Here is a 20,535-nt window from a genome sequence, read left to right as displayed (position 1 = left end):
CCCCACCCGTCTCCTCCCCACCCGCCGCGCCGCGCTCGGCGCCGTGCTGGGCACGCTCCTCGCGTTCGGTCCCCTTGCCGCCCTGCCCGCCCGGGCGGAAGGCGTCCTGCGCATCGCCCAGCAGTTCGGCACCCTCTACACGCCCTTCCACGTGATGAAGGAGAAGGGCCTGATCGAGAAGCACGGCAAGGCGCTGGGCATCGACATTACCGTGGACTGGACGCGCCTGTCCGGCGGCTCGGCGGTGAACGATGCGCTGCTTGCCGGCAACATCGACATCGCCTCGGCCGGCATCGGGCCCTTCCTCACCCTGTGGGACAAGACGCAGGACACCGCCAACGCGGTGAAGATCGTCGGGGCGTTCGGGGCACAGCCGAACTTCCTGCTCACCAACAATCCCAATGTGAAGACCATCAAGGACTTCACCGAGAAGGACCGCATCGCCATGCCGGTGGCGGGCGTTTCGGTGCAGGCCCGCATCCTGCAGCTCGCGGCCGAGCAGACCTTCGGCCCCGGCAATGCGAAGAAGCTGGATCAGCTGATGGTGACGCTGCCGCATCCGGATGCGACAGCGGCCCTGCTGTCCGGCTCCACGGAGATCACCGGCTATCTCTCCAACGCACCGTTCCAGAACCATGCTCTGAAAGACCCGAAGATCCACAAGGTGTTCTCCTCCTACGAGATCTTCGGTGGCCCGGTGACGCCCACCGTGGCTTATGCGAAGGTGAAATTCCGCCAGGACAATCCGAAGACCTACAAGGCCTTCCTCGATGCCTTCGAGGAGGCGACCCGATGGGTGGATCAGAACCGCAAGGAGGCGGCAGAGATCTATGTGAAGGTGGAGCAGTCCAAGCTCGACCCGGCCTTCATCACCGAAGTGCTCTCCGATCCCGATACCCAATATACCATCGTGCCCCTCGGCACGCTGAAGTTCGCCGATTTCATGAACCGCATCGGCGCCATCAAGGCCAAGCCGGCGAGCTTCAAGGACTTCACCTTCGAAGACCTGCATTCGGCATCCGGCAGCTGAGGAGGGACGCATGACGGCCCTGCCCGTGATCCCCTCCGCCGAAGTCCGCAGCGCCGTGCCGGTGCTGGAGGCGCGCGGCCTCACCCTCGACTATGCGGGCGCCGCCGGGCGGCACCGCGCGGTGGAGGATGTGAGCTTCGACGTCGCGGCGGGGGAGCGGCTGGTGCTGCTCGGACCTTCAGGTTGCGGCAAATCCTCCATCCTCAAGGCGCTGGCGGGCTTCCTGAAGCCCGCCGCCGGTACCGTGCACATCCGCGGCGCGGCCATCAAGGGACCCGGGCCGGACCGCATCGTGGTGTTTCAGGAGTTCGACCAGTTGCTGCCGTGGAAGAGCGTGCGCGACAATGTCGCCTTCCCGCTGCGCGTCGCCCGCAAGGTGCCACTGCGGGAGGCGCGCGAGCGGGCGGATGCGGCGCTGGTGAAGGTCGGCCTTGCCCGGGCGCTCGACGCCTATCCCCACACCCTGTCTGGCGGCATGAAGCAGCGCGCCGCCATCGCCCGGGCGCTTGCGGCCGAACCCGACGTGCTGCTGATGGACGAGCCCTTCGCCGCCCTCGACGCACTGACCCGCCGGACGCTGCAGGAAGACCTGCTCAAGCTGGCCGAGGAGCAGGGCTTCACTTTGGTGTTCGTCACCCACGCCATCGACGAGGCGGTGCTGGTGGGCACCCGGCTTCACCTGCTCGCCGCCCATCCGGGCCGGACCATCGCCACCTTCGAGACCGCGGGCCTCGGCCTTGCCGAGCGCGGCACCCCCGCCTTCGAGCAGGTGGTCCGTGACGTTCATGACCTGCTGTTCGCCGATGGAGCCCGCCATGTCTGACTCCCTGGCGTCCGACGCCGACCTCGCCGGCGCGGGCCGACGCGGTGCCGGTCCTTCCACGGGATCGCGCGCCCATGATGTCGCCGGCGGCACGCCGCGCGCGCAGGTCGCCGGCGCGCTCGCGGCGTTGTGGCAGATCACGCTGGTGCGGCGCGCCGTGGTGCTGGCAAGCCTCGCCGCCCTCTGGCAGGTGGCGGCGCTGTGGCAGAACAACCCGCTGCTCTTCCCGACCTTCACCGATACCATGTCGGCGCTGGCCGAGGGTCTGCGCCACGAGGACCTTTTGCCGGCATCGGTCGCCTCGATCACCGTGCTGCTGAAGGGCTACGCTCTGGCGGTCGCCCTGGCGCTGGTGTTCGTTTCGGTGGCCATCGCGGTACCGTTCGCGAAGGAGGTGCTGCTCACGCTCACCGCCATGTTCAACCCGCTCCCGGCCATCGCCCTCCTGCCGCTCGCCATGCTGTGGCTCGGCCTCGGCGAGGCGAGCCTGCTGCTGGTGATGGTGCACGCGGTGCTGTGGCCGTTCGCCCTCGCCGCCCTCACCGGCTTCGAGCAGGTGCCGGAAACCCAGCGCCTCGTGGGGCGAAACTACGGGCTGCGGGGCATCTCCTACATCGCTCTCATCCTGATTCCGGCGGCCCTTCCGTCCCTGCTCTCGGGCCTCAAGATCGCCTGGGCCTTCGCCTGGCGCACGCTGATCGCGGCGGAGCTGGTGTTCGGCGTCTCCTCCCGCTCCGGCGGTCTCGGCTGGTACATCTATCGCAACCGCAACGAACTGCTCACCGACAAGGTCTTTGCCGGCCTCGTGACCGTTATCCTCATCGGGTTGCTGGTGGAGGTGCTGTTCCGCCTCGTCGAGCAGCGCACGGTCCGGCGCTGGGGCCTGCAGCGCTGAGAGGGAGCGCCGCCGCGAGGCGGTGCTCGACAGGCGGAGAAAGGCGAAGCGCCTGATCGCCGTCGCAGCGGGCCGGCCGTGCGAGGGGACGCCTGCCGCCGGCACCGGCCGTGCCGGCACCATTATCGCGCAGGTGAAGCAGGCGGGATGACCCCACACGGGGCGGCTGGACGCCCCGGGGCATTCGTCGGATTCATTATTTACTAATTCAATAGATTTGCTTAAAAATTGGCATCGGGCGCGATGCCCCCCATCGCCGGCACACCCGGCCAAGACCGCGACGGACTCATGACCTTCCTTTCCCGCTCCCGCTTCTTAGCGCTGTTCCTTTCCGGCCTGACCCTCCTTTCCGTCGGCACGGCGGTCCACGCGCAAGCCCCCGCGGCGCCGACCGACAAGCCCCTCAAGGTCGGCGTTTCCGCCGGCCCCTATGGCGACGTGCTGCGCGAGGCGGCCCGGCTGTCCGAGAAGCAGGGGATCAAGGCCGAGATCATCGAATTCACCGACTGGAACCAGCCGAACGCGGCTCTGCAGGCCGGCGACATCGACCTCAACAACTTCCAGAACCGCCCCTACCTCGCCAACCAGGTCAAGACGCGGGGCTACCAGATCGTCGCCCTCGACGAATCGCTCCTGGTGCCGGCCGGCATCTACTCCAGGAAATACACCCGCGCCGCCGACATCCCGGCCGGGGCCAAGATCGCCATCCCCAACGACCCCACCAATGGCGGCCGCGCCCTGCTGCTGTTCCAGAAGGCCGGGCTCATCCAGCTGAAGCCGGGCACCGGCCTGTATGCCAGCGTGCTCGACGTGGCGGAGAACCCGAAGAAGCTGCAGATCGTCGAGATCGACGCCGCCCAGCTGCCGCGCTCGCTGGATGACGTGGCGGCGGCCTTCGTCTCCTCCAACTATGCCTATCTCGCAGGCCTCGACCTCAACACCGCGCTGGTGGCCGAGACCGCGGTGGAGGAAGCCAAGCCCTATTTCACCCTCGTCTTCGCCGCCCGCGAAGACCGCAAGGATGATCCGAGGATCCGCAAGTTCATCGAGGTCTACCGCTCGCAGCCGGTGAAGGACTTCACCCTCGCCAAGTTCAAGGGAAGCATCCTGCCTGCCTGGTGAGCGCCCGCCCACCGCAGCCGATCCGCGCCTCAGGAGCCTCGCCCATGACCCGTTCTTCCCTACAGCCTGTTGCTGCGGCACGTCCCTCGCCGCGACCGGACTGGACCGCCCTCGCCCAGGGTGTCGCCGACGCGCTCGTGCCGGATGCCGCCGCGCGCGACCATGCCGGGGCCTCGCCCCGGCGGGAGCTGGAACTGCTGCGGGAGGCGGGGCTGCTTGCCCTGCTCAATCCCGTGGCGCACGGCGGCGGCGGGGGAAGCTTCACCGACGCGCTCGTCGCCACCCGGCTGATCGGCCGGGCGGACGCCTCCATCGCCCAGCTTCTGGCCTACCACTATCTCCACCTTACCAATGCCTTGTGGCGGGCGACGCCGGAGCAGGCCGAACGGCTCTCCCGCGCGTCCGTGGCCGGCAAGTGGTTCTGGGGCGGCGCCTCCAACCCGCGCGATCCCGAATCGCGGCTCACCCCGGAGGCGGGCGGCTTTCGCCTGTCCGGCCGCAAGACCTTCGCCTCCAATGCCGCGCTCGCCGACCGGATCACGTTGCGCGCGCAGCTCGGCGACGGCTTCGCGGTCATTGTCGTGCCCGGCGATCGCGACGGCGTGACCCACGGCAACGACTGGGATGCCTTCGGCCAGCGGCTGTCGGAGAGCGGCACCATCACCTTTGCCGACGTGAGGGTGGAGCAGGACGAGGTGCTGGGCGACCCGACCGCCGCGCCGGCGCCGCGCACCAGCCTCGTGGTGCCATTCCACCAGCTTCTCATCGTCAACTTCTACATCGGCACGGCGGAGGGCGCGCTTGCGGAAGCCGCCCGCTATATCCGCACCACCTCGCGGCCATGGCAGGCCTCCGGCGTCGAGAGGGCGAGCCTCGACCCCTATATCCTCGAGCATTATGGCAATCTCGATGTGGAACTGCGCGCCGCCGTGGCCCTTGCCGATGTGGCCGGGCAGCAGTTCGAGGCGGCGACGGACCGCGGCAACCACATCACGCCCGAGGAGCGCAACGTGGCCGCCGCCGCGATCTATGCCGCCAAGGTCCATGCGAGCCGCACCGCACTGGAGGTCACCTCGAAGATCTTCGAGCTGATGGGCGCCCGCGCCACCGCCGGTGCCGCCGGCTACGACCGCTTCTGGCGGAACATCCGCACCCACACCCTGCATGACCCGGTGGTCTACAAATCGCGGGAGGTGGGCAATTTCGCGCTCAACGGCACCATCACGCCAACCCCGCTGTACAGCTGACTGCGAAAGACCTGCCATGAGCCGTCCCAGGCAAATCCGCTTCAACGCCTTCAACATGGCCGCCCCGGGCCACACCTGGGCGGGGTTGTGGGCGCACCCGCGCGACCGGGCTGCGGACTACAACAGTCTCGACTATTGGGTGGATCTGGCGCGGATCGCGGAGCGCGGCCTGTTCGACGGCATCTTCATCGCCGACGTGTTCGGCCTCTATGATGTCTACGGGGGCAGCCCGGACGCCGCGCTCCGGTCGGGCGCCCAGACGCCGCAGATCGACCCGGCACTGGTGGTGCCCACCATGGCGCACGCGACGCGGCACATCGGCTTCGGCGTCACCGCCAACCTCACCTACGAGCACCCCTATCAGTTCGCCCGCCGCTTCGCGACCCTGGACCACCTCACCGGCGGGCGCGTCGGCTGGAACATCGTGACCGGCTATCTGGACAGCGGCGCGAAGGGGATGGGCCACGACGCCAACCGCTCCCATGACGTGCGCTACGAGGCGGCGGAGGATTTCCTCGCCGCCGCCTACAAGCTGTGGGAGGGAAGCTGGGAGGATGGCGCGGTCCGGCGCGACCGGAACGCGCGCCTCTTCAGCGATCCCGCCCTTGTGCATCGCATCCGTCACGATGGCCCCTTCTACCAGGTGGACGGCATCCAGCTCGCCGAGCCGTCGCCCCAGCGCACGCCGGTGCTCTACCAGGCGGGGACATCGGGGCGCGGACGGCTGTTCGCGGCGAAGCACTCGGAGGGCATCTTCCTCAACGGCCAGACCCGGCCCATCCTGGCCGAGGCGGCCCGCGCGGTGCGGCAGGCGGCGGTGGGCTTCGGCCGCGATCCCTATGACATCCGGATGTTCGCGGGGGCCACCGTCATCGTCGCGCCGACGCGGGCGGAGGCCATGGACCGCCTTGCGGACTATGCCCAGTATGTGGACACGGCCGGGCAGCTGGCGCTGCTGTCGGGGTGGACAGGGGTGGACCTCTCGACGCTCGACCCGCAGGAGGCCATCTCCTACGTGAAGAGCAACGCCATCCAATCCACCCTCGAAAACCTCACCCTGCGCAGTCCCGAGCCGCTGAAGGTGAAGGACCTGGCGACCCTCTCCGCCACGGGCGCCCGCGCGCCCTTCATTGTCGGCGCGCCCGGAGAGGTGGCGGACGAGATCGTCTCCTGGGTCAGGGACACGGACGTGGACGGCTTCAACCTCAACCGTCTGGTCTCCCACGAGACGCTGGAGGCGTTCGTCGACCTCGTGGTGCCGGAATTGCAGGACCGCGGGGTGTACAAGACCGCCTATGACGAAGGCACGCTGCGCGAGAAGCTGTTCCCGGGCCGCGGCCCGAAGCTGCCGGACACCCATCCGGCGGCGGGTTACCGGGGCATCGGGACGGCGGCGGACCCGCGGCCGCGCCTGGCCCGGGCCTGACGCCGACCATCCCATGCCTGCCGCCGGCGCAAGACATTGATCCAATAGGCGCCGCACCGCTTGAAGGAGATGCCCATGACTGCCGCCGTTGCCGATGCACCAGCCCAGCCCGGACCGTCCGCCGATGCGGCGGCCCTGCGTGCCCTTCTCGATGCGCGCTACGGGCCGGCGGAAGCGCCCGCGGGCCTGCTCCTGAACGACACCATCGCCGGCCTTCTGTCCCATCGGTCGGTCCGGGCCTTCGCCCACCGCCCGTTGCCGGAGGGGCTGGTCGAGACGCTGGTGGCGGCGGCCCAGTCGGCGCCGTCCTCGTCCAACCTGCAGACCTTCAGCGTGGTGGCGGTGGAGAACCCCGCCACCAAGGCGCGCCTCGCCGAGATCGCGGGCGGCCAGAAGCACGTCGTCGAGGCCCCGCTGGTGCTGGTGTGGCTCGCCGACCTCGCCCGCCTTGAGGAAGTCGGCCGCCGGGGGGCCCAGCCGACCGATGCGCTCGCCTTTCTGGAAACGCTGTTCGTGGCCATCATCGACGCCGCGCTGGCCGCGCAGAATGCACTGGTGGCGCTGGAATCCCTCGGCCTCGGCGGGGTCTATCTCGGTGCGTTCCGCAACCGGCCGGTGGAGGTGGCGGGCCTGCTGGGCCTCCCGCCCAATGTGCTCGGCGTGTTCGGCCTCGCCATCGGCTATCCCGACCCGGAACGGCCGGCGGAGGTGAAGCCGCGTCTCTCGCCCCGCCTCGTGCTCCACCGCGAGCGCTACGATGCGAGCCTGCCGCAGGCGGCACTCGACCATTACGAGGAGGCCATCAAGGTCTTCCAGAAGGGGCAGGGCCTGCCGGAAGTCGGCTGGACCAGCGCCGCCCTCAGCCGCGTGCGCGGCGCCGAGGCCCTGAGCGGCCGCGATCGCATCCGTGACGCGCTCGCGACCCTCGGCTTCGGCCTGCGCTGAGGCGCCGGGGGGTGCTCAGGCGATCCGGCGGCGGTTGTCCGGCCCAAGAAGCGCGACGACCTCCGCGCGGGGCCGCGGAAACGGCACCCGCCTGACGGTGATCCGGTCCGCGAGGCCGGGATTGCTGGCGAGCACGCCTTCGACCCGGTTGCAGTCGGGGCAGAAGAAGCGCCGGCCAGGGCGGGCGGGGTCACTGAATCCGGGGGCAAGGAGGATGAGGAGGTCACGGCTCATGAGCGATGATCCGGTGGGGCGGGTGGATCCGGGCCGGTCGCCCGGCACCGGCACATGGGACGGGCCTGCGCCGGTGAAGCGCGGACCCGTCAGTGGAGGAGAGGAGCCGGCGCTGGCCGCTCAGGCCGTGCCGGCCGTGAAGGCGTCCAGCGGCTCGCCCTCGATGCTCGTGGAGGGGCGCCCGTCGACCCCGACCGGCACGTCGCCCTTCAGCGTGATGCGGTAGAGCTGACGGTCGAAATCGAGGGCGTAGATGTCGCGCGGCGCGAGGTGGGCGGTGGCGCGATTGTCCCAGAAGGCGATGGAGCCCTCCCGCCAGCGGAAGCGCACGGTGAATTCGGGCCGGGTGATGTGCTCGAACAGAAGCTCCAGAATCTGCTGGCTCTCTCGCGGGGACAGTCCGGTGATGCTCTTGAGGAAGGACGGGCTCACGAACAGCACCCGTTCGCCGGTCTCGGGAATGACCCGGACGAGCGGATGCTCGCTGACCAGCGGGCGGCGCCGGTTCTTCTCCCTGAAAGCGTCGGTGGCGGACTGCCCCTCCGGCGGTGAGAAGGCGTGAATGCCGCGCAGGGTATCGACGAAGCTCCGCAGCGTCGGCGACAAGACCGCGTAGGCCACGGCGAGGTTGGTCCAGAACGTATCGCCGCCATAGGGCGGGATGACCACGCCGCGCAGGATGGAGGCGGCCGGAGGATTGACCGCGGCGGTCACGTCCGTGTGCCAGCCCGTCCACGGGCGGATCAGGGGTTCGCCGGTGTGGCGGGCGGTGAACCGGTCGCGGGCGATGGAATAGACCTGCGGATGGCCTTCGACGAAGCCGAACACCGGATGGCCGATGGTGGGCGCGCCGAAGACGGAGGCGAGCGCGACGTGCTCGGCATGGCTCAACGGCTGATTGCGAAAGAACACCACCTTCCACTTGAGCAAGGCAGAGCGGATCTCGTCCACGACCTCGGGCGCGAGGGGCCTGGAGAGATCCGGGGCCTCGATCTCCGCCCCGATATGGCCGGTCAACGGGTGCACGGCGATGTGGCGCGGCTGCAAATCGGTGAACCCGTTTGCGACGGCTGGAACGGTCTGGGCGCTGGACATTGTTCTTCCTTTCCTCGGCGCTCTGCGGCCCTGCGGCGGCATGCCGATCGGGCGCGCGGCAAGCGACGCAGACATATTCTAGTTTAATGATCGATTTTATCAAAAAATAATTGACGAAGGGCGCCGGCCTCCTATCGTTGCGCCGTGACCAGACCGCGAGGAGACCGGCATGCGCCTGACCGCCGACACGACGAAGCCCATGACGGTGAAGCCCATGACGGTGAAGCCATGACGGTGAAGCTCGCAAGCCATCAAGCCGGTGCCTTCGGGTTCAACGGATGGAGCGTCGTTCTGGCAGGCCTGTTGACCGCGTCCTTCGCTCTTCTCTCGCCCCATGCCCTGTCCGCGGCCCGGGCCGAGGCACCGCAGCCCGTGCGGGGCGGCGTCCTGCGCTTCCTGGTGGAGCACGAGCCCTCGACGCTGGTCACCATCGCGCACACGGCGGGGCCCACCCAGCGCGTGTCGCCGAAGGTGACGGAAGGTCTCCTCACCTATGACCTCGACTTCAAACCGCGGCCGGCGCTCGCCTCCGAATGGAGCGTCAGCCCCGACGGCCTGAGCTACACCTTCAAGCTGCGGCAGGGGGTGAAGTGGCACGATGGCAAGGACTTCACCGCCGCGGACGTGGCCTATTCCATCAAGCTCCTGAAGGAGCACCACCCGCGCGGCCGTGGCACCTTCGCGTCGGTGACCGCGGTGGAGACGCCCGACCCCGCCACGGCGATCATCCGCCTGTCCAAGCCCGCGCCGTATCTTCTGACCGCGCTCGATGCCAACGAATCACCCATCGTGGCGAAGCACATCTACGAAGGGACCGATCCGCTCACCAACAAGAACGGCTCCGCCCCCATTGGCACCGGCCCGTTCATCTTCAAGGAATGGGTGCGGGGCAGCCACATCATCCTCGACCGCAACCCCGATTATTGGGACACGGGCAAGCCCTATCTCGACCGCGTCGTCGTGCGTTTCATCGCCGACCAGAGCGCGCGTTCGGCGGCCTTCGAGACGGGAGAGCTCGACCTCGCCGGCGGCCCGCCGGTGCCCTATGCCGATCTCGCCCGCGTCTCGGCGCTGCCGGGCCTCGGGGTGGAAAAGCACGGCTATGAATATGCCGGCCGCATGACCCAGCTCTATTTCAATTTCGAGCGGCCGATCCTGCAGGACAGGCGCGTGCGTCTGGCCATCGCCCATGCGATCGACCAGCAGAAGCTGCTCGACGTGGTCTATTTCGGCTACGGCAAGGTGGCGCCCTCGGTGGTCAGCCCCAACCTGAAGGCGTTCTTCGACCCGTCCATCGAGCCCTATGGCTATGACCTGAAGGCCGCGAACCGCCTTCTGGACGAGGCCGGCTATCCGCGCAAGGCGGACGGCACGCGCTTCCCGCTGCGGCTCTACGCCAATCCCTTCAACACACAGGCTTCCGGGGATTTCATCAAGCAGTCGCTCGCCAGGGTCGGCATTCCGGTGGACTTCCAGTTCTTCGATTTCTCGACCTACATCCAGAAGACCTATACGGGGCGCGACTTCGACCTCACGCTGGAATCCCTGCAGAACCTCTTCGATCCGACGCTCGGCGTGCAGCGCACCCTGTGGTCCAGCAACTTCCGCGTCGGCTTGCCGTTCTCGAACGCCTCGCACTACAGCAATCCGGACGTTGACCGGTTGCTGGAAGCGGCGGCGGTGGAGGCGGACCTGCAGAAACGCCGGCAGCTCTGGTTCGCGTTCCAGAAGATCGTCTATGAGGATGTCGCCGCGCTCGGCCTGATCGCGACCGACGGAGTGACCATCTTCAACCGGAAGGTGAAGAACCACACCATCGGCGTGACCGGCGTCGATGCCTCCTTCGCCGACATCTATATCGAGAAATGACCGTGCGCGGCGGCAGCGATCGCCGGCGCAGGCCGGCTGGCGAGGGGCGGGCGTCGTGAGGCGGCTCCCGCGCATCCTGAAGGCGGTGCGGCGCACCGCTCTTCAGGCGGTGCCGACCGTCATCGGCATCGTCATCCTCAACTTCTTCCTGCTGCGGCTGACGCCGGGCGACGCCGCCGACGTGCTGGCCGGCGAGGCGGGGGCGGCCACGGTGGAGACGCTGAGCGCGCTCAAGGCGAAGTTCGGTCTGGACCTGCCGGTGCTGCAGCAGCTCGGCGGCTATCTCCACAACCTCGCCCATTTCAGCCTCGGCGTGTCGCCGCGCTACAACCAGCCGGTGGCGGCGCTGATCGCCGCGCGCCTGCCCAACACCCTGAGCCTGATGGGCTCCGCGCTCGCTCTCGCCCTCCTCCTCGGCATCACGCTGGGCGCGATCATGGCGAGCTTTGCGGGCCGGCCGGCGGACCGGGCGCTCAGTGTGCTCTCGCTGCTCTTCTATTCCATCCCGAGCTTCTGGATCGGGCTCATGTTCATCGTCCTGTTCTCGGTGAAGCTGGGCTGGCTGCCGAGCGGCGGCGCCGAAACCATCGGGGCCGGGCTTACCGGCTGGGGCGCCTTCGTGGACCGCGCGCGCTACCAGGTCCTGCCGGCCCTCTCCCTCGCGCTGTTCTACGTCGCCATCTACGCCCGCCTCACCCGCGGCGACATGCTGGAGGTGAAAGCGCAGGACCATGTGCGCACCGCGCGCGCCAAGGGGCTGCCGCCCCTCGCCGTCACCCGCGACCATGTGCTGCGCAATGCCCTCATCCCCGTCACCACCATGGCCGGCATCCATCTCGCCGGGCTCATGGGCGGGGCGGTGGTGGTGGAGACCGTCTTCAGCTGGCCCGGCCTCGGTCGTCTCGCCTACGAGGCGGTGATGGGGCGGGACTTCCATGTGCTGCTGGGCATCCTTCTGCTGTCGTCGCTGCTGGTCGTGGTCGTCAACGCGGCCGTCGACATCCTTCAGGCGTGGCTCGACCCGCGCATCGAGGTGCGGTGATGCACGGGAGCGAGACCTTCGCCGCCCGCGGCGCCCGCGCCGCCGAGGCAGAGGACCGGGCAGCGGCTGCGGCCCTTGGCGCCGGACGCCGTCCGGAGACGGAATCGGAACCCTGGCCGAACGTGCACGCCCCAGACGCCGCACGCGCGGCGACCTCCGAGGTGCAGAAGCTGGCGCCGGCCGGCCGCCGCCGCGCGCTCGGCGTGTTCCTTTCCAATCCCACGGCGGTGGCGGGGCTCCTCATCCTTGCCGTCGTGGCGGGGGCGGCGCTCGCCGCCCCCATCCTCTTCCCTGACGATCCGCTGGAGATGGCGGGCCGTCCGTTGCAATGGCCCGGCCAGGACCCGCGCTTTCCGCTCGGCACCGATGCCTTGGGCCGGAACGTGCTGGCCGGGCTGGCGCATGGCGCCCGGATCAGCCTGCTGGTGGGAGCATTCGCGACTCTCGCCGGGCTCGTCGCGGGCATTCTCATCGGCGCCACGGCCGGCTATTTCGGCGGGCTGGTGGACGATGCGCTCTCCAAGCTCGTCGAGATCTTCCAGACGGTGCCTGGCTTCATCCTGCTGATCGTGCTGGTCGCCATCGCCCAGCCGTCGGTCCCGGCCATCACCCTGGCGATCGGCGCGGTGTCCTGGCCCCAGGTGGCGCGGCTGGTGCGGGCGCAGTTCCGCGCGCTGAAGGAGAAGGAGTTCGTCGCCGCCGCCCGCGCGCTCGGCTACGGCCACCGCCGCATCATCTTCCGCGAGATCCTGCCGAATGCCCTGCCGCCGGTGATCGTGCTCGCCTCGGTGACGGTCGCCACCGCCATCCTCATGGAAAGCGCGCTCTCCTTCATGGGGCTCGGCGATCCGAACGTGGTGAGCTGGGGCTCCATGATCGGCACCGGGCGCGACCTCCTGCGCACGGCCTGGTACCTCAGCGCGGCGCCGGGCGTCGCCATCGTCCTCACCGTGCTCTCGCTCAACCTCATCGGCGACGGGCTCAACGAGGCCCTCAATCCGCGCTTGTCGGGGGAGCCGTGAGATGGCGGCTCTGCTCGATGTGCGCGATCTTTCCATCGCCTTCCCCCGCGCCACGCCGGTGCACGGCCTGTCCCTCACGGTGGCGGCCGGCGAGACGGTGGCGCTGGTGGGGGAGAGCGGCTCCGGCAAGTCGCTGACCGCCCTCGCGCTGATGCGGCTCCTGCCGGATACGGCCCGCATCGCGTCCGGCGAAGTGCTGTTCCGGGGACGCGGCGGGGGCGTTTCGGACCTCGCCCGCCTCGATGACGCGGCGCTGCGGCAGGTGCGAGGCCGGGACATCGCCATGGTGTTCCAGGAACCCATGACCTCGCTCAATCCGGTGCTGTCGGTGGGCCGGCAGATCGCCGAGGTGGTGCGGTTCCACGAGGGGCTGTCGTGGCGGGCGGCCCGGGCGCGGGCGGTCGAGCTGCTGGATCTCGTGCGCATCCCCGAGCCGCGGCGGCGCGTCGAGGACTATCCGCACGAGCTGTCCGGGGGGATGCGCCAACGGGTCATGATCGCCATCGCGGTCGCCTGCGCGCCACGCCTGCTCATCGCCGACGAGCCGACCACCGCCCTCGACGTGACCATCCAGGCCCAGGTGCTGGACCTGCTGGACGCCCTGCGGCGCGACTTCTCCATGGGCCTCCTGCTCATCACCCATGACCTGGGCGTGGTGGCGGAGTGGGCGGACCGGGTGGCGGTCATGTATGCCGGCCGCAAGGTGGAGGAAGCGCCCTTCGAGACGCTGTTCGGCACGCCGCTCCATCCCTACACGCGGGGGCTGCTGGCCGCCTCGCCCCGGCTGGACGCCGGCCAGCACTATTCCGTCGGCGCGCTTGCCGAGATTCGCGGCTCCATCGCCTCGGCGGCCGGCGAACGGGGCTGCGCCTTCGCGCCGCGCTGCGCTGTGGCCCGCACCCTCTGCAGGGACGCGCTGCCGGAGCTTGACGCGGTAGCGCCGGGCCATCTCGTGGCCTGCCCGGTCACCACGGCCGCCATCCCGCAGGAGGAGGCGCACCATGCCACTCCTGTCGGTTGAGAACCTCCATGCCGGCTATGAGACCGGCGGCCGGCGGCTGCGGGCCGTGGACGGGGTCAGCTTCGCCGTGGAGCCGGGCGAAACCGTCGGCCTCGTGGGCGAGAGCGGTTGCGGCAAATCCTCCCTCGCCCGGGTGCTGATGCGGCTGGTGGAGCCGGCCTCGGGCCGCGTGCTGTTCGACGGGCTGGACGTGGGCGCGCTCCGCGGCCCGGCGCTGAAGGCCTATCGCCGGCAGGCGCAGATGGTGTTCCAGGATCCGTTCGCCTCCCTCAATCCGCGGCAGAGCGTCGGCGAGATTCTCTCGGGTCCGCTGGCGGTCCATGGCCTCGTGCCGCGGAAGGAGCGGCTGACGGCGGCCGGCGATGCACTGGAACGGGTGGGCCTGCCACGCGCCGCCCTGTCCCGTTACCCGCACGAATTCTCGGGCGGCCAGCGCCAGCGGCTGGGCATCGCCCGCGCCCTCATCCTCGCGCCCAGGCTGGTGATCTGCGACGAGCCGGTCTCGGCCCTCGACCTCTCCATCCAGGCGCAGATCCTCAATCTGCTGGCGGGCCTGAAGGCGCAGATGAGCCTGTCCTATCTCTTCATCTCGCACGACCTTTCCGTGGTGCGCTACTTCGCCGACCGGGTGCTGGTCATGTATCTCGGCCGCATCGTGGAGACGGGTTCCTGGCAGGCCATCTTCGCCAGCCCGCTCCACCCCTACACGCGCGCGCTGATCGAGGCGGTGCCCACGCCGGGGCGCCGGCGCCATGCCGCGCCGCTGTCCGGCGACCTGCCGAGCGCGCGCGACGTTCCGCCGGGCTGCCGCTTCCACCCGCGCTGCCCCATCGCCACGCCCATCTGCACCGAGGCCGATCCGGCCCTGCGCCATGTGGGCGCGGGCCAGTCCGTTGCCTGCCACCACGCGCCGGAAAGCGCGCTCCAGGAGGGATTGCCCATATGACCGCACGACCGATCCCCGCAACGCCGCCGGAAAGCCCGTCCTATCGCTATCTCGGCCGCAGCGGCCTCAAGGTGCCGAAGCTCGCCCTCGGCACCATGATGTTCGGCGGCCCCACCGACGAGGCCACCTCACACCGGATCATCAGCAAGGCGAAGGACCAGAGCTTCTTCTTCCTCGACACCGCGGATGCCTACCAGGGCGGCCTGACCGAGGAGATCGTCGGGCGCGCCATCCGCAGCGATCGCGACGGCTTCGTGCTGGCCACCAAGTTCGCCAATCCCGCAGGCGCGGGACCGAACCGGCAGGGCATCTCCCGCAAGTGGGTGATCGAGGCGACGGAGGCGAGCCTGCGCCGCCTCGGCACGGACCATATCGACATCCTCTATTTCCACCGCGCCATCTTCGACGCCCCGCTGGGCGAGGCGGTGCGGGCCGTCGCCGACCTCGTGCGCGCCGGCAAGGTACGCTATTTCGGCCTCTCCAACTTTCGCGGCTGGTGCATCGCCGAGGTGGCCCATCTGGCAGACCAGTTCGGCATCGACCGGCCCGTCGCCAGCCAGCCGCTCTACAACATCGTGGACCGCACCGCGGAGGTGGAACAGCTGCCCGCCGCGCACCATTACGGCCTCGGGGTCGTCTCCTATTCGCCGCTGGCGCGGGGCGTGCTCACCGGCAAGTACCGGCCCGGCGCGGCGCCCGAGGCGGAGAGTCGCGCCGGGCGCGGCGACCGGCGTATCCTGGAGACGGAATGGCGGGCGGAATCCATCGGCATCGCCGAGAGCATTGCGCGCCACGCCGCGGAGCGGGGCATCCCGGCGGCGACCTTTGCCCTGTCCTGGGTGCTCAACAACAGCCGCGTCACCGCCGCCATCGCCGGCCCGCGGACCGAGGCGCAGTGGGACGCCTATGTGGCCGCCCTCGACTACAGCTTCACCGCCGAGGACGAGGCGCTGGTCGCCTCCCTCGTGCCGGACGGCCATGTATCGACGCCGTTCTACACCGACCCGAGCCACCCGGTGGAAGGCCGGGTGCCGCTGACCGGCGGCGGCGACGCCACAGCGCGCGTCGCGGCGCGCGCGCAGGAACGCGTGGCCGAGCGCATCGCCCGGGCCGGCTGATCCGGATGCCTACCGTTCTGCCCCGTCACGCGTCTTGAGCGATCAAAGGAGAGATCCCCATGGCATCGACCCAGAGCCGGACCACGCCGCGCGAGCGGCAGCTCGTCCTCAACCTCTTCATCTATCCCGGCGGCCATCACGAGGCCGGCTGGCGCTATCCCGGCGCGCGGCCGGAGCGCCTGCTCGACATCAGCTTCTACCAGGACCTCGCCCGCTCGGCCGAGGCGGCGAAGCTCGACGCGGTCTTCTTCGCGGACGGCCCGGCACAGGTGGACAATATCCGCTACGCCTCGCGCTTCCGCATCGAACCGCTCACCTGGCTCTCGGCCATCGCGGCGGCGACCACCCATATCGGCCTCATCGGCACGGCCTCGACCACCTATTACGAACCTTACAACCTCGCCCGCCTCTATGCCTCCCTCGACCACCTGAGCGGGGGCAGGGCCGGCTGGAACATCGTCACCACCGCCGTGCCCCAGGCGAGCGGCAATTTCGGCCTCGCCGAAACCCCGAGCCATGCCGAGCGATACGCCCGCGCCGCCGAGTTTCTGGACGTGGTGACAAAGCTCTGGGACAGCTGGGAGGACGACGCCCTCGTCGCCGATCCCGCCTCCGGCCTGTTCGCCGACGATACCAAGATCCACCCCATCGAGCATGTGGGACGGCACTTCCGTGTGAAAGGCGCGCTCAACACGCCGCGCTCGCCCCAGGGCCGCCCGGTCTATGTGCAGGCCGGCTCCTCCGATGACGGGCGCTCGTTCGCGGCGCGCTATGCCGAGGCCATCTTCACCGCCCACCAGACGGTCGAGAGCGCCCGGGCCTTTTATGCCGACATCAAGCGCCACGCCCAGGGCCTCGGCCGCAACCCCGACCATGTGAAGGTCCTGCCCGGCATCAGCCCCTATATCGGCAGCACCGAGGCCGAGGCCCAGCAGCTCTTCGAGGCCTTCAACGACCTGATCCAGCCGGACTATTCCATCTCCCAGCTGAAGCAGATCACCGGCGTGGACTTCACCGGCCATCCGCTCGGGGCCGAGGTGCCGCTCGATGCGTTCAGGGACGCGGGGCCGGCGAAGCAGGTGGCGAGCCGCTTCCAGCTGGTGGTGGACATCGTGCGGCGCGAAAAGCCGACCCTGCGCCGTCTCATCGACCGCCTCGCCGGCGCCCGCGGCCACTATGTCGCGGTGGGCACGCCGGAGAAGATCGCCGACGAGATCCAGCTGTGGTTCGACAGCGGCGCCGCCGACGGCTTCAACGTGATGCCGCCCTGGTATCCCGGCGGCTTCGACCTGTTCGCCTCCGAGGTGGTGCCGATCCTGCGCCGGCGCGGCCTGTTCCGGGAACAATACACCGGCCGCACCCTGCGCGAGCATTACGGCCTGCCTCGTCCGCCGAGCCTCTATGCCGGCGAGGCCCGCGCCACCGCCTGAGCGCGGGCGCCCACGATCGCGGCCGCTTCGCTCCCCCCGGGCAGGCGACTGCGGACCCGGCCTCTTTCCCGGTCGCTCGGGGAAGAGGCCGGGACTGCCCTTTTCCGCTGTCCCCGAGGTTTGCCATGAGCGCCATATCGTCCGCCCTATCGTCCGCCGCAGCGCCCTCCGCCGCCCTGGCCCGGGCCGTGTCGCCCCCCGCTTCCGGCAACGGTACCCCTGCCCTGCGCGGCCCGCTGGACTTCGCCGACAGCCCGCTCTCGCGCTCCGCCCGCCAGCCGCTGATGCTCGGCCTGTTCCTGAACCTGCAGGACATCCACTTCTCGGACCATCCCACCGGCAACAGCTGGACCTACGACTACAACGCCGCGCTGGTGCAGAAGGCGGACGCGCTCGGCTTCGACATCGCCTTCTCCCGCACCCAGTGGCTGCCCAAGGGCGGCTATGACGGAGAGGCCTCGCTGGACAGCTTCGTGGCGCTGGGCGCCATGGCCGCGACCACGAAAAACATCCTGCTGATCTCCACCCTGCACGTGCTCTACGGCCCGTGGCATCCGCTCCATATCGCCAAGATCGGGGCGACCTTCGACCACATCTCCAAGGGGCGGTGGGGCATCAACATCGTCACCGGCCACCGCGCCATCGAGCACGAGATGTTCGGCTGGAGCCGGATCGACCACGACCAGCGCTACGAGATGACCGCTGAACTGTTCGACGTGCTCCATCGGCTGTGGAGCGACACGGAGAACTTCTCACATGAAGGTCGTCTGAACCCGTGGAAGATCGTGAACGGCTACATCACGCCGAAGCCGAACTACGGCCGGCCGATCCTCGTCACCGCCACCGGATCGGAGGCCGGCATCGCGTTTGCCGCCGGCCATTCGGACCTCGTGTTCATCACCTCGCCCGGTGGCGCCCACATCGAGAGCGCGCTGGAGACGCTGCCGGCCCACATCGGCGCCATCAAGGCGCGCGCCCGGGCTAAGGGGCGCGAGGTGAAGACCATCATCAATCCCATCGTGGTGAGCCGTGACACGGAGGCGGAGGCGCAGGCCTATGCCCGCGCCATCGCCGACGGCGTGCCCGCGCCCACCCACACCTCCTTCGGCCATCGCGGCTACGACAGCGACGCGGTGGCCTGGAAGGGCCGTCGCGATCCGAGCCAGAAGCAGGGGCTCAATCTCGGCGGCAACATCGAGATCATCGGCACGCCGGAACAGGTGGTGGACCAGTTCGCCGCCCTGAAGAAAGCCGGCATCGACGGGGTCCAGCTCAATTTCCATGATTTCGCGGTCGATCTCGATCATTTCGCCACGACGACGCTGCCCTTGCTTCAGCAGGCCGGGCTGCGGCTCTGACCAGGACCGAAGATGCGGTAAGCGGCGCTCCCCTGTCCTGATCGGCCGCGGCCGGAGCCTTGCCGCTCCCCGGGGATCCACCACGCGCTCTACGTCGAGGCGCGGCAGCAGGCCGGCCGGGGAGGCCAGCCCGACGACGGCCATCGTCGACGTCCAGGACCGCGATGGCGCCGAAGGCCTGCTGCAGAAGGCGCGCCGAAGCTTCCCGCTCGCGGAACGCGTCATCGGGGACGCCGGATACCGGGGCCGAAGATGGAAGCCGCCATGGCCCAGACCGGGACATGGACATGGCAGGTCGTGCGCCGCAGTGGCCGTCCCTGCTTCCTCACGCGGCGTCTCCCCTGCGCTGCCTGACGGATTGCAACCTCACCGCACGGCTTGGGTAACGGGCGAGGCGGTCGACTGCTCGACGGCCGCCTGCGCCTGGGTGGCGGACGTGTTGCTGCCCTGGCTCTCGGGCCGGCCGTGCGCGACCCGCATGTCACCGGCATCATGCCGCGATTGCGCGCGATGACTGGACGGCTGATCGTTGGCCTGCATCTGGCTGGCGGGCGTGCCGCGACCGTGCGGCACTGGATGGCTCAGTCCGAGCTGCACGTCGCGGAATACGTGCCGTTGCTTTTCGCGATAGCCCTTCGGCTGCGGATCGAGGGCCAGAGCCGGCGATGCGATGCCAACCACCAGCGCGCACAGGGTACTGCGCACAAGGCACTTCAGGGTAATGGCTTTCATGGTGCGCGTCCTTACGGTGCGGTGAACTTCGCCTGCCCGGACTTGCCGGCGGCGGTCTTGATGAGAAGGGTGATGACCGTGCCCTTGGCGACCGGTGCCGGAGCTTTGCCCGTCAGGGCCTGGCCGGCGGCGGCGAGCGGAACGGTCTTGCGGTCAGCACCGGCAACCAGCATGGCGGAGCCGGCAAAGCCGGCCGTATCGACGGGCTTGCTCGCCTCATCGAAGACATGGAAGGTCAGGGTCTCGCCAGAAACCACGAGTTCAGCGTGGACACCGGCGATGTCCTCCATGGGGCCTCCGTTCGGCCCCTTCTGGGCGCCGTGGGCGTGCTGGGCGAAGGCCGGGCCAACGGCAAGCAGGCTGAGGGCGACGATCAGGCTTTTGAGCACGGGTCTTTCTCCGTTCTGGGGCTAGGAGGATGGGGCTTGGGCCAGCACCTCGGTGGAGGCCGCTGGCCTGGTCTCGCGCCGGAACAGCACGTAGAGCGCCGGCAGAACGAGAAGCGTGAGGATGGTGGAGGAGATGATGCCGCCGATGACCACGGTGGCCAGCGGCCGCTGCACCTCCGCGCCGGGGCCGGCGGCGAGCGCCATGGGCACGAAGCCGAGGGAGGCGACCAGCGCCGTCATCAGCACCGGGCGCAGGCGCGTGAGGGCGCCGCCGCGCACCGCCGCCACCACGTCCCGCCCCTCCGCCCGCAGGCGCTGGATGAAGGCGATGATGACGAGGCCGTTCAGCACCGCCACGCCCGAGAGCGCGATGAAGCCGATGCCGGCGCTGATGGAGAGCGGCAGGTCGCGCAGGATCAGCGCCGCGATGCCCCCGGTGAGCGCCAGCGGCACCCCGGAAAACACCAGCAGCGCATCCGCCACCGAGCCGAAGCTCATGAACAGCAGCAGGAAGATGAGCGCCAGCGCAATGGGCACCACGATGGCGAGGCGCTGGCTGGCCGAGACCAGTTGCTCGAACTGGCCGCCCCAGCCGATCCAGTAGCCCTCCGGCAGCTTCACCTTCTCCGTCACTTGCCGCTGGGCGTCGGAGACGAAGGAGCCGAGGTCGCGGTCGCGCACGTTGGCGCTCACCACGATGCGCCTTTTGCCGTTCTCCCGGCTGATCTGGTTGGGGCCGGGGGAGACCGTGAGGCTGGCGATGGCGGAGAGCGGCACGTAGCGGATCTGCC

20 protein-coding genes are annotated in these 20,535 nt (G+C 69.4%); 15 read left to right on the top strand and 5 right to left on the bottom strand.

The window, feature by feature from the left end; all coding sequences use genetic code 11:
- From K9U41_RS14315 to K9U41_RS14285, 7 genes are all read left to right on the top strand, one after another.
- The coding region (locus K9U41_RS14315) for an ABC transporter substrate-binding protein (protein WP_432715797.1) at positions 1-1,030 on the top strand (1,030 nt) is incomplete at its 5' end.
- Between the two features lie 10 nt (positions 1,031-1,040).
- Positions 1,041-1,853 (top strand): ABC transporter ATP-binding protein, encoded by an 813-nt coding sequence (locus K9U41_RS14310; RefSeq protein ID WP_282641525.1) that lies wholly within the window; start codon positions 1,041-1,043, stop codon positions 1,851-1,853.
- Entirely contained in the window at positions 1,846-2,748 is a 903-nt protein-coding gene (locus K9U41_RS14305) for an ABC transporter permease (protein WP_282641524.1), read from the top strand. Before K9U41_RS14310 ends, K9U41_RS14305 begins: the two co-directional genes overlap by 8 nt.
- 288 nt (positions 2,749-3,036) lie before the next feature.
- Positions 3,037-3,870, top strand: a complete 834-nt coding sequence (locus K9U41_RS14300) for a MetQ/NlpA family ABC transporter substrate-binding protein (protein WP_282641523.1) — start codon at positions 3,037-3,039, stop codon at positions 3,868-3,870.
- Positions 3,871-3,914: 44 nt separating this feature from the next.
- Positions 3,915-5,117: an acyl-CoA dehydrogenase family protein gene (locus K9U41_RS14295; protein WP_282641522.1), complete on the top strand. Its 1,203-nt coding sequence runs from the start codon at positions 3,915-3,917 to the stop codon at positions 5,115-5,117.
- A 16-nt stretch (positions 5,118-5,133) separates the two neighbouring features.
- A complete protein-coding gene (locus tag K9U41_RS14290; protein WP_282641521.1) occupies positions 5,134-6,543 on the top strand; it encodes an LLM class flavin-dependent oxidoreductase in 1,410 nt (469 codons plus the stop codon).
- Between the two features lie 75 nt (positions 6,544-6,618).
- Entirely contained in the window at positions 6,619-7,488 is an 870-nt protein-coding gene (locus K9U41_RS14285; RefSeq protein ID WP_282641520.1) for a nitroreductase family protein, read from the top strand.
- A 15-nt stretch (positions 7,489-7,503) separates the two neighbouring features.
- Here K9U41_RS14285 and K9U41_RS14280 read toward each other — a convergent pair whose 3' ends face one another.
- A complete protein-coding gene (locus tag K9U41_RS14280; RefSeq protein ID WP_282641519.1) occupies positions 7,504-7,722 on the bottom strand; it encodes a DUF3088 family protein in 219 nt (72 codons plus the stop codon).
- 120 nt (positions 7,723-7,842) lie between these two features.
- Positions 7,843-8,817, bottom strand: coding sequence for a TauD/TfdA dioxygenase family protein (locus K9U41_RS14275; RefSeq protein WP_282641518.1), 975 nt, complete (start codon positions 8,815-8,817; stop codon positions 7,843-7,845).
- 228 nt (positions 8,818-9,045) lie between these two features.
- Here K9U41_RS14275 and K9U41_RS14270 point away from each other — a divergent pair, with 228 nt between their 5' ends.
- The 8 genes from K9U41_RS14270 to K9U41_RS14235 all read left to right on the top strand — a co-directional run bounded on the left by K9U41_RS14270 (position 9,046) and on the right by K9U41_RS14235 (position 18,623).
- Entirely contained in the window at positions 9,046-10,686 is a 1,641-nt protein-coding gene (locus K9U41_RS14270; protein ID WP_282641517.1) for an ABC transporter substrate-binding protein, read from the top strand.
- A 55-nt stretch (positions 10,687-10,741) separates the two neighbouring features.
- Complete coding sequence (locus tag K9U41_RS14265) at positions 10,742-11,728, top strand: ABC transporter permease (RefSeq protein ID WP_282641516.1); 987 nt, start codon at positions 10,742-10,744, stop codon at positions 11,726-11,728.
- Positions 11,728-12,750: an ABC transporter permease gene (locus tag K9U41_RS14260; RefSeq protein ID WP_282641515.1), complete on the top strand. Its 1,023-nt coding sequence runs from the start codon at positions 11,728-11,730 to the stop codon at positions 12,748-12,750. Before K9U41_RS14265 ends, K9U41_RS14260 begins: the two co-directional genes overlap by 1 nt.
- 1 nt (position 12,751) lies before the next feature.
- Complete coding sequence (locus K9U41_RS14255; RefSeq protein WP_282641514.1) at positions 12,752-13,771, top strand: ABC transporter ATP-binding protein; 1,020 nt, start codon at positions 12,752-12,754, stop codon at positions 13,769-13,771.
- Positions 13,752-14,717, top strand: coding sequence for an ABC transporter ATP-binding protein (locus K9U41_RS14250; protein ID WP_282641513.1), 966 nt, complete (start codon positions 13,752-13,754; stop codon positions 14,715-14,717). The genes K9U41_RS14255 and K9U41_RS14250 overlap by 20 nt, the downstream gene beginning before the upstream one ends.
- Positions 14,714-15,835 (top strand): aldo/keto reductase, encoded by a 1,122-nt coding sequence (locus K9U41_RS14245; protein ID WP_282641512.1) that lies wholly within the window; start codon positions 14,714-14,716, stop codon positions 15,833-15,835. The genes K9U41_RS14250 and K9U41_RS14245 overlap by 4 nt, the downstream gene beginning before the upstream one ends.
- A 59-nt stretch (positions 15,836-15,894) precedes the next feature.
- On the top strand, positions 15,895-17,265 hold the full coding sequence (locus K9U41_RS14240) for an LLM class flavin-dependent oxidoreductase (protein ID WP_282641511.1): 1,371 nt from the start codon (positions 15,895-15,897) through the stop codon (positions 17,263-17,265).
- Positions 17,266-17,441: 176 nt separating this feature from the next.
- Positions 17,442-18,623 (top strand): LLM class flavin-dependent oxidoreductase, encoded by a 1,182-nt coding sequence (locus K9U41_RS14235; protein WP_432715798.1) that lies wholly within the window; start codon positions 17,442-17,444, stop codon positions 18,621-18,623.
- A gap of 366 nt (positions 18,624-18,989) precedes the next feature.
- Here the strand turns inward: K9U41_RS14235 and K9U41_RS14230 are convergent, their stop codons facing one another.
- The 3 genes from K9U41_RS14230 to K9U41_RS14220 form a co-directional block, all read right to left on the bottom strand.
- A complete protein-coding gene (locus tag K9U41_RS14230; protein ID WP_282641509.1) occupies positions 18,990-19,355 on the bottom strand; it encodes a hypothetical protein in 366 nt (121 codons plus the stop codon).
- Between the two features lie 11 nt (positions 19,356-19,366).
- Positions 19,367-19,744 carry a hypothetical protein gene (locus K9U41_RS14225; protein WP_282641508.1) on the bottom strand — a complete coding sequence of 126 codons (378 nt, stop codon included), beginning with the start codon at positions 19,742-19,744 and terminating at the stop codon, positions 19,367-19,369.
- Between the two features lie 21 nt (positions 19,745-19,765).
- Positions 19,766-20,535: efflux RND transporter permease subunit (locus K9U41_RS14220; RefSeq protein ID WP_282641507.1), on the bottom strand; the 770-nt coding region annotated here is incomplete at its 5' end.

It is taken from the genome of Xanthobacter autotrophicus, from assembly GCF_029991245.1.
In the GTDB taxonomy this organism is placed as follows: domain Bacteria; phylum Pseudomonadota; class Alphaproteobacteria; order Rhizobiales; family Xanthobacteraceae; genus Xanthobacter; species Xanthobacter autotrophicus_C.
This window is presented reverse-complemented; position numbering and strand designations above follow the sequence as displayed.